The organism is Agromyces archimandritae (assembly GCF_018024495.1).
In the GTDB taxonomy this organism is placed as follows: domain Bacteria; phylum Actinomycetota; class Actinomycetes; order Actinomycetales; family Microbacteriaceae; genus Agromyces; species Agromyces archimandritae.
On the sequence record NZ_CP071696.1, the window covers coordinates 2,034,724 to 2,047,676 of the forward strand.

Annotated in this window: 13 protein-coding genes and 1 pseudogene; 10 read left to right on the plus strand and 4 right to left on the minus strand. The window is 71.1% G+C overall.

What is annotated here, in order from left to right:
• Positions 1-5 precede the first annotated feature (5 nt).
• A complete protein-coding gene (locus G127AT_RS09250; protein ID WP_210896244.1) occupies positions 6-1,013 on the plus strand; it encodes a phosphotriesterase family protein in 1,008 nt (335 codons plus the stop codon).
• Positions 1,010-1,651 carry a TetR/AcrR family transcriptional regulator gene (locus G127AT_RS09255; protein ID WP_210896246.1) on the plus strand — a complete coding sequence of 214 codons (642 nt, stop codon included), beginning with the start codon at positions 1,010-1,012 and terminating at the stop codon, positions 1,649-1,651. Before G127AT_RS09250 ends, G127AT_RS09255 begins: the two co-directional genes overlap by 4 nt.
• Before the next feature lie 497 nt (positions 1,652-2,148).
• Here G127AT_RS09255 and G127AT_RS09260 read toward each other — a convergent pair whose 3' ends face one another.
• Both G127AT_RS09260 and G127AT_RS09265 read right to left on the minus strand, forming a co-directional pair.
• On the minus strand, positions 2,149-3,468 hold the full coding sequence (locus tag G127AT_RS09260) for an ISL3 family transposase (RefSeq protein WP_425305851.1): 1,320 nt from the start codon (positions 3,466-3,468) through the stop codon (positions 2,149-2,151).
• Between the two features lie 143 nt (positions 3,469-3,611).
• Positions 3,612-4,930, minus strand: a pseudogene (locus G127AT_RS09265) (ISL3 family transposase).
• A 201-nt stretch (positions 4,931-5,131) separates the two neighbouring features.
• On the opposite strand from G127AT_RS09265, the gene G127AT_RS09270 reads away from it, so the two are divergent.
• The 3 genes from G127AT_RS09270 (at position 5,132) to G127AT_RS09280 (ending at position 6,876) form a co-directional block, all read left to right on the plus strand.
• Complete coding sequence (locus tag G127AT_RS09270) at positions 5,132-5,977, plus strand: alpha/beta fold hydrolase (protein WP_210896248.1); 846 nt, start codon at positions 5,132-5,134, stop codon at positions 5,975-5,977.
• A 225-nt stretch (positions 5,978-6,202) separates the two neighbouring features.
• Positions 6,203-6,508, plus strand: a complete 306-nt coding sequence (locus G127AT_RS09275; protein WP_210896250.1) for a hypothetical protein — start codon at positions 6,203-6,205, stop codon at positions 6,506-6,508.
• A gap of 101 nt (positions 6,509-6,609) precedes the next feature.
• Entirely contained in the window at positions 6,610-6,876 is a 267-nt protein-coding gene (locus G127AT_RS09280) for a hypothetical protein (protein WP_210896252.1), read from the plus strand.
• Here the strand turns inward: G127AT_RS09280 and G127AT_RS09285 are convergent.
• Complete coding sequence (locus tag G127AT_RS09285; RefSeq protein ID WP_210896254.1) at positions 6,860-7,027, minus strand: hypothetical protein; 168 nt, start codon at positions 7,025-7,027, stop codon at positions 6,860-6,862. The genes G127AT_RS09280 and G127AT_RS09285 overlap by 17 nt on opposite strands.
• A 164-nt stretch (positions 7,028-7,191) precedes the next feature.
• Here G127AT_RS09285 and G127AT_RS09290 point away from each other — a divergent pair, with 164 nt between their 5' ends.
• The 5 genes from G127AT_RS09290 to G127AT_RS09310 all read left to right on the plus strand — a co-directional run bounded on the left by G127AT_RS09290 (position 7,192) and on the right by G127AT_RS09310 (position 10,945).
• Positions 7,192-7,359 (plus strand): hypothetical protein, encoded by a 168-nt coding sequence (locus tag G127AT_RS09290; RefSeq protein WP_210896256.1) that lies wholly within the window; start codon positions 7,192-7,194, stop codon positions 7,357-7,359.
• Positions 7,360-7,449: 90 nt separating this feature from the next.
• A complete protein-coding gene (lplAB, locus tag G127AT_RS09295; protein WP_210896258.1) occupies positions 7,450-8,499 on the plus strand; it encodes a lipoate-protein ligase LplAB in 1,050 nt (349 codons plus the stop codon).
• Positions 8,500-8,579: 80 nt separating this feature from the next.
• Positions 8,580-8,915, plus strand: coding sequence for a hypothetical protein (locus G127AT_RS09300; RefSeq protein ID WP_210896260.1), 336 nt, complete (start codon positions 8,580-8,582; stop codon positions 8,913-8,915).
• A gap of 45 nt (positions 8,916-8,960) precedes the next feature.
• A complete protein-coding gene (locus tag G127AT_RS09305; RefSeq protein WP_210896262.1) occupies positions 8,961-10,028 on the plus strand; it encodes a DNA-methyltransferase in 1,068 nt (355 codons plus the stop codon).
• Positions 10,025-10,945 carry an LLM class F420-dependent oxidoreductase gene (locus G127AT_RS09310; protein WP_210896264.1) on the plus strand — a complete coding sequence of 307 codons (921 nt, stop codon included), beginning with the start codon at positions 10,025-10,027 and terminating at the stop codon, positions 10,943-10,945. Before G127AT_RS09305 ends, G127AT_RS09310 begins: the two co-directional genes overlap by 4 nt.
• Before the next feature lie 955 nt (positions 10,946-11,900).
• On the opposite strand, the gene G127AT_RS09315 is transcribed toward G127AT_RS09310, so the two are convergent.
• Entirely contained in the window at positions 11,901-12,932 is a 1,032-nt protein-coding gene (locus G127AT_RS09315; protein WP_244857508.1) for a LacI family DNA-binding transcriptional regulator, read from the minus strand.
• Between the last annotated feature and the right edge of the window lie 21 nt (positions 12,933-12,953).

Sequence of the window (12,953 nt, forward strand, 5' to 3'; positions counted from 1 at the left end):
GGATGATGACGGAACGCACGGTCCCCACCTTCACCGGCGATGCGGCCGGGGCCGACCTCGGCCCCACCCTCCTGCACGAGCATGTGTTCGTGCGGGATCCGCAGCTCGACCGCGACCTCCCGCATCCCGAATGGGATGAGGAGGCCGCCGTCGAACGCGCCGTCGCCGGCTTCGAGCGCCTCTACGGGCTCGGCGTGCGCACCGTCGTCGACCTCACCGTGCCCGGCCTCGGCCGCGACGTCGCCCTCGTGCGGCGCGTGGCCGAGGCCACCCGCATCCGCCTGGTCGCCGCGACCGGGTACTACACGGCGGACGTGCTGCCGCCGTCGCTCCGCAGCCACGGACCGGGCCGCCTCGTCGGCGGGGCCGATCCGCTCGAAGACCTCTTCCTCCGCGACATCCGCGAAGGCATCGCCGGCACCGGCATCCGCGCCGGGATGCTGAAAGTCGTCTCGGAAGGCGAGGAGCTGCCGCCCGACGTGCAACGCGTCTTCGCCGCCGCAGCGGCCGCCCACTTCGAAACCGGGGTGCCGATCACAACCCACTCCTCGGGTCGCGGCGGCCTCGTCCAGCAGGCCTTCCTCGACCGCCACGGCGTCGCACCCGACCGCATCGTCATCGGCCACGCCGGCGACTCGGGCGACCTCGACTACCTGCGGGCGCTCGCCGACGCCGGCTCCTCCCTCGGCTTCGACCGCTTCGGCATGGCACACATGGGCAGCGACGAGCAACGCATCCGCACCCTGCTCGCCCTCCTCGAGGCCGGCTACCGCGACCGCATCGTGCTCTCGCACGACGCCTCCTTCTTCAGCCGCGTCACCCCGCCGTCGTGGCGGGCCGCCACCGCCCCCGACTGGCACATGGAGCACCTGCACACCGGCATCCTGCCCCGGCTGCGAGCAGCCGGCGCAACCGACGACGACCTCGCCGCGATGCTCGTCGACACCCCGCGCCACCTGCTCGCGGGCGGCTCCGCCGAACGGACGCCGGCCGCGTCTAGGGTTGACGCGTGAGCGATCCCGTGACGCGCCAACGCGATGCCGAACGCACCAAGGCCGAACTCCTCGACGTCGCCACCGAGGTCTTCGCCGACGCCGGCTACTCGGGCGCCCGCGTCGACGAGATCGCCGACCGCACCCGCACCACCAAGCGGATGATCTACTACTACTTCGGCGGCAAGGAACAGCTCTACCTCGCCGTGCTCGAAAAGGCCTACCGCGGCATCCGCGACGCCGAACGCACCCTCGAGGTCGGCGACCTCGCCCCCGTCGAAGCCGTGCGCCGCCTCGCCGAACTCACCTACGACCACCACGTGCGCCACAGCGAATTCATCCGCCTCGTCGCCATCGAGAACGTGCACCGCGGCGAGTTCATCCGCCGCATCGAATCGATCCGCGAACTCAGCCGCCCCGCCGTCGACATCCTCGACGACATCCTCGAACGCGGCCGCGCCGACGGCTCCTTCCGCACCGCCGTCGACGCCTTCGACGTGCACCTGCTGATCAGCTCCTACTGCGTCTTCCAGGTCGCCAACCAGCACACCTTCGGCTACCTCTTCGACCGCGACCTGCACGAACCCGCCCTCGCCGGCCACCTCCGCACCATGATCGGCGACGTCGTCGTCGGCTGGCTGACGTCGCCGGCGCGGTAGGGGTCGGGGGCCGGGTCGGGCCCAGGGGTGGATGCGGGTGCGCACCCGCATCCACCAGGACGTCGGCATGGTCGGCATGGACGGGATCGGCGTTCACCACGGCCGTCTATCCGCCCAGCGTGAACGCCTGGAACTCCACGGACTACGTGGCCGCCCCGGGTGGGTACACCACCTACCTCTCGGTCACCTGCGCCGCCGGGAACAACCCGGTCGGGGCAGGATCGTGGTGGGAGAGCGCAGGAACCTCCGGGTACGGGGGTGGGTACTACCACACCCCGGCATCGCACGGCGGCTACTGCCAGGGAGCGTGGCGAGGGTCCGGGCTCGTGGACTCCGCCTGGAGTTGGACACAGGCGGGATTGGTCTGGGTCGAGAACCCCCTGCCTCCGGCGCCTTCGGCTCCGAGTGGGGTGAGCGCCGGTACGGTGTTCCTTCAGTGCGATTCTCTAACCGGAGTCGCGATCGGCTTCAGTGGCTCTTCGGACATCCGGTGGGGGTCATGGGGTGAGGCCGCCGGCGGCGAGGAGCATGCGGAGGCGGTAGTTGTGGCGGTTGCGGAAGCCTCTGGCGAGGCGGCGGTGGAGTTCGATGATGCCGTTCACGGCCTCGGTGCCGCCGTTGGATGAGCGGCCGGTGGTGAAGTAGGCCAGGAACGCGTCGCGCCACCGTCTCAGGGTGCGGCCCAAGCGGGCGATCTCGGGGATCGGGCAGGTGTGGAACGTGTCGACGACGGTGACGGCGATCCGTCGTCCTTGGGCCAGATCCTTCGCGTGGTAGGCGGCGCGGAGTTGCTGTGCACACTGCCAGGCGATGAAGACTTCCTCGTGGGCGGGGTCGGCGTTGATCGCGGCGACCAGACGTGCTCGTTGCTTGTCGGTGAGGTGCTCGGCCCCGGCGCGGAGGATGGTCTGGATCCCGTAGAGCGGGTCGCCCTTCCGGCCGCGATGGCCGAGGGTGTCCTGTTGGACCCGGCGGCGGACCTCGTCGACGGCGGCGGTAGCGAGCTTCACAACGTGGAACGCGTCCAGCACGGCGATCGCGTCGTGGAGCTTGTCGTCGATGGCGGCCTTGTAGCCGGCGAAGGGATCCAAGGCGGCCACTTTCACGTTCCGACGGAAGTCCTCGCCGCGTTGGTCCAGCCAGGCCTTGTAGACGCGCCCGGAACGGCCGGGCACGAGGTCCAGCAGCCTGGCGTGCGTCTTGCCGTGCTCGTCGCGGGTCAGGTCGACCATCCCGGTCAACTCCTTCGGGCCGCGCATGCGGGGATCGACGTGGTGCCAGATGTGTTCATCGACACCGAGGGTGCTGACCCCGTCGAACCGGGACTCGTCGGCGGCAAGCTGCTCGAGTTCGGGTTCGACGGCCCGCCAGAGCGTCTTCCACGACGTGTCGAGCTGACGAGCCAAGCCTTGGACGGTGGCGTGTTCGCGACGCAACTGCCCGATCGCCCAGACCACGGCACGGGCCGTGATCGATCCGCGTGGGGCGACCAACGACGGGAGCTGTTCCATGAACGTCTTCCGGCCGCAGTCGGTGTCCTCGCAGCGGAAGACGCGTTGCCGCCATACCAGGCGCACCCGGTCAGCGCCAGGCACGTCCCGCAGCACCCGGCGTCGGCGGCCACGACCGGTCGCGATCACCCCGCACGATGGGCACCCGGCAGGTCCCGGCGGGCTGGAGACCGTGACCGTCAGCAGGCCGTCACGGCGATCGACATGCTCGACGTGGACCCCGTCCAGGCCCAGCAGCAGGTCACAACGGTCACAGGGATCAGCAGCCGGACGCGCGTCAACGCGCCCCGAAGTAAGGTGAAGCACGTCGAGGTCCTCGGTCGGAATCAGGTGGTTAGCGCTTCTGATCCTCGGGGACCTCGACCCCTACACGCCAGTCACGCCCCGGACACCTCACCCCCACCAGATCTCCGAAGAGCCTTAGCGGCTCTTCGGACATCCGGTGGGGGTCATGGGGTGAGGCCGCCGGCGGCGAGGAGCATGCGGAGGCGGTAGTTGTGGCGGTTGCGGAAGCCTCTGGCGAGGCGGCGGTGGAGTTCGATGATGCCGTTCACGGCCTCGGTGCCGCCGTTGGATGAGCGGCCGGTGGTGAAGTAGGCCAGGAACGCGTCGCGCCACCGTCTCAGGGTGCGGCCCAAGCGGGCGATCTCGGGGATCGGGCAGGTGTGGAACGTGTCGACGACGGTGACGGCGATCCGTCGTCCTTGGGCCAGATCCTTCGCGTGGTAGGCGGCGCGGAGTTGCTGTGCACACTGCCAGGCGATGAAGACTTCCTCGTGGGCGGGGTCGGCGTTGATCGCGGCGACCAGACGTGCTCGTTGCTTGTCGGTGAGGTGCTCGGCCCCGGCGCGGAGGATGGTCTGGATCCCGTAGAGCGGGTCGCCCTTCCGGCCGCGATGGCCGAGGGTGTCCTGTTGGACCCGGCGGCGGACCTCGTCGACGGCGGCGGTAGCGAGCTTCACAACGTGGAACGCGTCCAGCACGGCGATCGCGTCGTGGAGCTTGTCGTCGATGGCGGCCTTGTAGCCGGCGAAGGGATCCAAGGCGGCCACTTTCACGTTCCGACGGAAGTCCTCGCCGCGTTGGTCCAGCCAGGCCTTGTAGACGCGCCCGGAACGGCCGGGCACGAGGTCCAGCAGCCTGGCGTGCGTCTTGCCGTGCTCGTCGCGGGTCAGGTCGACCATCCCGGTCAACTCCTTCGGGCCGCGCATGCGGGATCGACGTGGTGCCAGATGTGTTCATCGACACCGAGGGTGCTGACCCCGTCGAACCGGGACTCGTCGGCGGCAAGCTGCTCGAGTTCGGGTTCGACGGCCCGCCAGAGCGTCTTCCACGACGTGTCGAGCTGACGAGCCAAGCCTTGGACGGTGGCGTGTTCGCGACGCAACTGCCCGATCGCCCAGACCACGGCACGGGCCGTGATCGATCCGCGTGGGGCGACCAACGACGGGAGCTGTTCCATGAACGTCTTCCGGCCGCAGTCGGTGTCCTCGCAGCGGAAGACGCGTTGCCGCCATACCAGGCGCACCCGGTCAGCGCCAGGCACGTCCCGCAGCACCCGGCGTCGGCGGCCACGACCGGTCGCGATCACCCCGCACGATGGGCACCCGGCAGGTCCCGGCGGGCTGGAGACCGTGACCGTCAGCAGGCCGTCACGGCGATCGACATGCTCGACGTGGACCCCGTCCAGGCCCAGCAGCAGGTCACAACGGTCACAGGGATCAGCAGCCGGACGCGCGTCAACGCGCCCCGAAGTAAGGTGAAGCACGTCGAGGTCCTCGGTCGGAATCAGGTGGTTAGCGCTTCTGATCCTCGGGGACCTCGACCCCTACACGCCAGTCACGCCCCGGACACCTCACCCCCACCAGATCTCCGAAGAGCCCGGTTAGCGGGCTTTCGACAGTAGAGAAGCAGATGCGGCGGTGGATGCCGGGTGCGCACCCGCATCCACCCCTGCCACACTGTGCTCATGCCGCACTTCACCGACGCGCACGGCGTGCACATCCACTACGAGGCGCACCGCGTGCCCGAGCCGAGCGCGGTCGTGCAGCTCGCGCACGGCGTCGGCGAGCACATCGGCCGGTATGCGTGGCTCATCGCCGAGCTCAACGCCACCGGGTACACGGTGTACGCGAACGACCACCGTGGGCACGGACAGACCGGCTTCGAGCAGCACGGCGGCGACCTCGACCGGATGGGGCGGCTCGGCCCGGGCGGCCTGCGCGCGGCGATCGACGCGGTGCGCGGCTTCACGGGCGTCATCCGCGACGCCGAACCGGACGTGCCGCTCGTGTTCCTCGGGCATTCCTGGGGTTCGCTGATGGGCCAGATCATCGTGAACCGGCATCCGCTCGATTATGACGGCGTCGTGTTCACCGGCACCGCCTACCGCACCCTGCGGCATATGGAATCGGGCGATCTGAACCGACGATTCCGGGCGACCGGCGACACCGGCATGGAGTGGCTGAGCCGCGACGCCGCCGTCGCGCAGGCCTTCATCGACGACCCGTACACGACGACCGTGCCCTTGCAGAAGCTCTTCGGCCTGCGCGACGCCGCACGCCTGCTCGGCCGCCCCGCCCGCGGGCTGCCGCCCGAACTGCCCCTCCTCATCCTCGTCGGCACCGACGACCCGCTCGGCGGCGCCGAGAGCGCCCGGTGCCTCGCCCTCGCCTACGAGCGCCGCGCCGGCCTCGTGGACGTCTCGCTCATCGCCTACGAGGGCGCCCGCCACGAGCTCTTCCAGGAGACGAACCGCGACGCGGTCATCGCCGACCTCGTGTGCTGGCTCGACGAACGCTTCGCCGTCGACTGAGGCCTGTGGGTATCGAGACGGTCCTTCACCGGTACCGAGAAGGGGCTGACCTCCCCGCACTCGCCGCTGAAGTCCGCCAGCGAAGGAACACACCGCGCTACCCCACATCACGGGACTTGCCCTCCGTGAGGTGGCGGTGCGGTTGATGCGGTGCGCTCTTCCAGGACCGCATGTCGCATCTTTTGGGGGTATGGACCCACCAGTGCCCCTCGATACGCTTTCGGCGTGAAGACACGGACCGTTCGAAGCGGCAGCAGCGCCACACGCACGATCGGCCTGTCTTTCGGAGCGACGCGTGCGCAGGTGGCCTCGAGCCTCAACGTCAGCTCGGCGGCGACGCAGAGCATCAGCGTTTCCTGCGAGTCGCCGGCCCTCTCGGCAGGCCAGTCCTGGCGGGCGAAGCCGATCGGGACCAAGCATACGTACAAGATCCGTGAGCTCACCTACGTGGACGCGATCATCGTCTCGGATCGCACGAGCGCATCCCTGTCCGCGTTCAACCCGACACCGAATTCGATCTATTGCTACTGAGAACGCTCGCCGGCGTCAGCCTACCTGTCGCCATGGTCCTCGGTCTCCTCGGGTGTGCGCAGCCCCGGACGACAGCGCCGTCGGACCTGGTCGGAGTGACGATGGCCGAAGCCGATCAGTACCTGCCGGAGGACGCGACCTACCTGCTACAGGATGTTTCGGTGCTGTTCGGCGGCGACAGCGACGATTTCGATTTCACTCGCGGTTCGCCTGAATGGACGGTGCTCGCGGCCTGCTCGGACGCGCCTTGGCTGGAGGACAGCGACACGATCGAGATCGCCGCGGCCCCAACGCAAGCCCTCACCGCCGGCACCATCCGGGCCGCCCGTGCAGGCAGGTACCGCGACACGGTCAGCTGCGAGTTCTGAAGGGCATGAGCGGGATCGCGAGCCCGGCGAAGGCTGCGAGTGGCCAGAGACTCGCCGTGGCGATCGAGGTCGCGATGTCGGCGAGGGCCAGGACGATCGCGGATCCCCATGCGACGAGCCGTGCCGAGTCGGGTCGTGCCGCGTTTCCCATGGCCCGGAGCCTATCGGCGCCGCCCGGGGCGCGGCCGCTTCCACATGCTTCTCCCAGGCAGTGAATACCCCCTCGGGTATTGTCGAGGGGTCGCGCATGCGACCGGTGCCCGGCGGCGCGAGCGCGCTCCGGCATCCACACCCGAGAGAACGAGGAACCCCACTATGTGCCGAGCCGTCACCTGCAAGACCTGCGGCAAGACCACCTGGGCCGGCTGCGGCCAGCACGTCGCCGACGTCAAGCGCACCGTTCCGGCCGGGCAGTGGTGCCCCGGCGACCACCCCAAGCAGGCCTCCACGGGCGGATTCTTCTCCCGCATCTTCGGGCGCTGAGCCTCCGCGGCTCCGGGCGGCGCGGCCCGGGAGCCGGGTCGCCGCCCCGCGCCGCGCCGAGTGTCGGAGGCCGGGCATAGCATGGTCGCCATGCACGGTGAGTACAAGGTTCCCGGCGGCAAGCTCGTCGTCGTCGACTTCGACGTCGACGATGGGGTGATCAGGAACTTCCGCCTGGCCGGCGACTTCTTCCTCGAACCCGACGAAGCCCTCGGCGACATCGACGCCGCCGTGAACGGGCTGCCGGCAGCATCCGACGCGAAATCCATCGCCGCCGCCATCAGCGGCAGCCTGCGTGACGACGCCGTCCTCCTCGGCTTCTCGGCCGAAGCCGTCGCCGTCGCCGTCCGCCGTGCCCTCACCGACGCTCGCAGTTGGGCGGACTTCGAATGGGAGCTCGTGCACGACGCCGCCGTGCCGCCGCGCGTGCACCTCGCGCTCGACGAAGTCCTCGCCACCCGCGTCGGCGAAGGCCGCCGCAAACCGACGCTCCGCATCTGGGAATGGGACGAATCGGCCGTCGTCATCGGCAGCTTCCAGTCCGTCAAGAACGAGGTCGACCCCGACGGCGCCGCGCGCCACGGCTTCGAGGTCGTGCGCCGCATCTCGGGCGGCGGCGCGATGATGATGGAGAAGGGCAACGTCGTCACCTACTCCCTGTACGTGCCCGCCGAACTCGTGCAGGGCATGAGCTTCGCCGACTCCTACGCGTTCCTCGACGACTGGGTGCTGCAGGGCCTCCGTACCCTCGGCATCGACGCCACGTACCAGCCCCTCAACGACATCGCGAGCCCCCTCGGCAAGATCGGCGGCGCCGCGCAGAAGCGGCTCGGCAACGGCGGCGTGCTCCACCACGTCACCATGTCGTACGACATCGACAACGCCAAACTCCTCGAGGTCCTGCGCATCGGCCGCGAGAAGCTCAGCGACAAGGGCATCGCCTCGGCCGACAAGCGGGTGGATCCGCTCCGCTCGCAAACCGGTCTCAGCCGCGCGGCCATCATCGAAAGCCTCAAGCAGACCTTCACCACCCTCTACGGAGCGACCCCCGGCCACGTCACGGACGACGAACTCGCCGAGGCCGAAGCGCTCGTCGCCTCGAAGTTCTCCACCCCGGAGTGGCTGAACCGGGTGCCCTGACGGCGGATCGGCCGTGACGGCGCGCCCCGGCATCCACACCCGGCACGAGGCGTTCGGTCGGCTCGGCTAGACTCGCCCGCGTGAATGGCTGGATCGTGTCGGCGATCATCGCGGGAGCGGTGGTGCTGGGCGCGGTCGCCATCCGGCTCGGCTGGATCGACCTCCGCGACAAACGGCGCGGAGGGGGAGGCGCCGGCGTCTTCGGCATCGGCGACGAAGTCTTCGCGCCCCGCAAGTACGAGGCGCAGGTCGAACTCGACCGGCAGTCGATGCTGCCCGCCCCCGCCCCGCTGCCCGGCGACGGCGACAAGGGCATCGCGTTCATCGACGACGAGGACGAACTCGCGGCGCCTCCGCGCAAACGCGGCGAGCGCACCGCGCCCCGCTACCGCGGTTCCATCCGCCTCGACCTGTAGGCGACGCGGCGTGCCGCGGCGGCGGCGCCCTGGCAGGATTGACGCATGCCCGCCGAATCCGGCCGCATCATCCATGCGGACTCCCTCGAGGCGCTGCGCGCGCTCGGCGCCGGGTCGGTCACCGTCGCCTACCTGCATCCGCCCGCGAACCCGCGACGCGACGCCCCGCTCGCCGCGCCCGCACGCGGGGCGACGGATGCCGTGTCGCGCCTGCGCGGCGGCACCGCCGACGAGGTGCGCGCCGCCCTCGCCCGCTACGACGACCGCTTCGACGACTACTGGGGCTTCCTCGAACCCCGCATCGCCGAAGTGTGGCGCCTGCTCGCCGCCGACGGAACCCTCTACCTCCGCCTCGACGCGCGCGAAGCGCACTACGCGAAGGTCATGCTCGATGCGCTCGTGGGCCGCGACGGCTTCATGAACGAGATCGTCTGGGTCACCGGTTTCGGCGAGCCCGCGACCGCCGCCTGGCCGCGCCGTCACGACACGATCCTCGTCTACGCGCGCGACCCGAAACGCGTCTGGTTCGACGCGTCGGCCGTCGATCGTGAGCCCTACATGGCTCCGGGGCTGGTCACGCCCGAAAAAGCTGCGCTCGGAAAGCTGCCTACCGATGTCTGGTGGCACACGATCGTCGGCGGCGACCGCGGGCAGGCCGCCGGCTCGGCCCGGGGTGCGGATGCTTCGGGTACGGATGCCGCGCGCGGTGCGACCGCGGAGTCGGCCGCGGGCGCGAGTGTCGCCGGTGCCGACGGCGCGAGTGCCGCCGCTCCCGACCCGGGTGCGGATGCCGCGGGCGGAGCTCCGGCCGCGCACGGCGACCGCACACCCGAGGGGGTCGTGCGCCGCATCCTGCAGGCGTCCAGCCGCGAAGGCGATCTCGTGCTCGATCCGTTCGCCGGCTCCGGAACGACCGGGGTCGTCGCCGCGACCCTCGGCCGCCGCTTCGTGCTGATCGAGGACGACGACGCATCGGTCGCCGTCATGCGCGCACGCTTCGCCGAGCTCGCCGGCGTCGAGTTCGACGACGGGCCGGGGCGCGCTCCGGCATCCACCCCCGACCCGGTCGTATCCACCACAGCCGTACCCGCCCCCGAGGAGCCCACCGTATGAAGTTCCGCATCTTCACCGAACCGCAGCAGGGCGCGAGCTATGCGCAGCAGCTCGCGATGGCGCGGCGCGCCGAGGCGCTCGGGTTCGACGCGTTCTTCCGCAGCGATCACCTGCTCGCGATGGGCGGCGACGGGATGCCGGGGCCGAGCGATTCCTGGGTCACGCTCGGCGCGATCGCGCGCGAGACCGAGACGATCCGGCTGGGCACGCTCGTCACGAGTGCGACGTTCCGGCACCCGGGCCTGCTCGCGGTGCAGGTCGCGCAGGTCGACGAGATGAGCGGCGGCCGCGTCGAGTTCGGCCTCGGCACGGGCTGGTTCGAGGCCGAGCACCGCGCGTACGGCATCCCGTTCCCGCCCAAGCGGTTCGGGATGCTCGAGGAGCAGCTTGCGGTCGTCACCGGGTTGTGGGGCACGCCGGCCGGCGAGCGGTTCTCGTTCGCCGGCGAGCACTACCTGCTCGAGGACTCGCCGGCGCTGCCGAAGCCCGTGCAGCAGCCGATCCCGCTGATCGTCGGCGGTGCGGGCAAGCAGCGCACGCCGGCGCTCGCGGCCCGGTTCGCGAGCGAGTTCAACGTGCCGTTCCGCTCCGACGCCGAGATCGCCGAGCTCTTCGGGCTCGTCCGGCAGGCCGCAGTGGATGCCGGACGCGACCCCGCATCCCTCGCCTACACGGCCGCGCTGACGACCACCGTCGGCGCGAGCGAGGCCGAGTACGCCCGCCGCGCCGACCGCATCGGCCGCGACGCCGCGGAACTCCGCCGTACCGGCATCGGCGGCACCCCCGCCGAGGCCGTCGACCGCATCGGCGGCCTCGCCGACATCGGGGTCGAGACCGTCTACCTGCAGGTGCTCGACTTCGACGACCTCGAATTGCTCGACCTGATCGCCGCCGAGGTCGTGCCGGCGTTCCGGTAGCCGCGCGCGGCTCCCGCCCCCGCCGCTCGCTCCCGCCTCGCGTGCTGGCTCGCTCCTGCTCCTCGTGCGCTGGCTCGCTCCCGTTCCTCGCGCGCTGGCTCGCTCCTGTTCCTCGTGCGCTGGCTCGCTCCTGCTCCTCGCGCGCCCGGCTCCTTGCTCCCTCCTCGCGCTCTCTCCTCACGTTCGTCGCCCCGCCGACTGCTGAGCCACCTGTCCTCTGCGCAATGCAGGAGTGCGCACGGCGTGTCGCGCTGCTCATGCGGCGGAACGCCCCGCGACACGCGCGCGGTCCTGCATTGCGCAGGGGGAGGGTGAGCTCTGCGCCGCAGCCACGTGGTTCGCGCCCCGGCATCCACTCGGCGCAGCGGGCTGGCCCCGGGCATCCACGCCACCCCGTTCATCGCTCCGCAGACCTCCGACCCGCGTCCTCCTCTGCGCAATGCAGGAGTGCGCACGGCGTGTCGCGCTGCTCATGCGGCAGAACGCCCCGCGACACGCGCGCGGTCCTGCATTGCGCAGGGGGAGGGTGAGAGTGCCGGCGGTGGGCGGGGTGCGGGGCGGCGGTGGATGCCGTGGGGCGCCCGTGCGGCGGTCGCCCGGCGCCAGGAGTGCCGATCTCCTGTGGGAGTGCCGACTTCCGGGCACTCCGGCGGGAGATCGGCACTCCTGGAGATGCGTTGGCGGGAGATCGGCACTTCCACGGGAGATCGGCACTTCTGACGGGGTTGGGGGACGATCGGACGAAGGGGTCGGCGGGGAATCGGCACGCCTGACGGGGTCGGCGGGGAATCGGTACGCCTGACGGGTCGGCGGGGAATCGGCATGCCTGACGGGGGCGCTGGCGGGAGACCGCGCGCGTTGGGCGTGCGGAGTGTCGGCATGCGGGGCAGGGGCGGGGTGCCGGCCGGCGGTGGATGCCGTGGGGCGCCCGTGCGGCGCCCTCAGGCGTGCCGCCTCAGCTCGAGGCGCGCACCACGAGGCGGGTGGGCAGCAGGGTGAGGCGGGGCACCTCTTCGCCCTCGATGAGGCGCACGAGGATGCGCGCCATCTCGGCGCCCATCTCGACGGAGGGCTGGTGCACCGTCGTGAGCGGCGGCGAGGCGGTCGCCGCCGAGAGGTCGTCGTCGAAGCCGACGACGGCGATGTCGCCGGGGACGGTGAGCCCGGCATCCCGGATCGCCGTGCACGCCCCGAGCGCCATCTGGTCGTTCGCGGTGAACACGGCGTCGATCGGCTCGCCGCGCTCGAGCAGGCGGCGCATCGCGGCGGCTCCGGATGCCGGTGAGAAGTCGCCGTATTCGACGAGCACCGCGGCACCGGACATGCCGGCCGCGCCGGCCGAAGCGGATGCCCCGGCGTCCTCTGCGCCAGCTGCGGCCGACGCCCCGGCGCCCGACGCGGCCCCGGCTCCCGCCCGGAACCCGGCGAGCCGGTCCACGCCCGGAGGCATGTCCTGCGGCCCGGCGATCGTCGCGAGGTGGCGGCGTCCGCGTGCGATGAGGTGGCGTGCGGCATCCGCCGCGGCCCCGACGTTGTCGACGTCGACGCTGTACCCCGACTCGGCGGAGGCGTCGAGCGGCCGGCCGCCGAAGACGACCGGCAGACTCCGGTTCAGTTCGGCGAAGGAGTGGTCGCCGGTGTGGTGCGAGACGACGATCGCGCCGTCGACGTTGCCGCCGGCGAGGTAGCGGCGGGTTTTGCCCGGGTCCTGCTCGGATTCGATGAGCATCGTCAGCGTGTAGTCGGTGGGCGCGAGGGCGAGCGCGACGCCCTGCACGATCGAGGCGAAGAAGGGGTCGGCGAAGACGCGGGCGACCGATTCGGGCACGACGAGCGCGATGGCCTGCGTGCGGCGGCTCGCGAGCGAGCGGGCGGCGCGGTTCGGCACGTAGCCGAGTTCGGCGATCGCGGCGTGGACGGCTTCGGCGGCGGCGGGCTTGACCTTCGGGGAGCCGTTGACGACGCGCGAGACGGTCGCCCGCGACACCCCGGCGAGGGCGGCGACGGC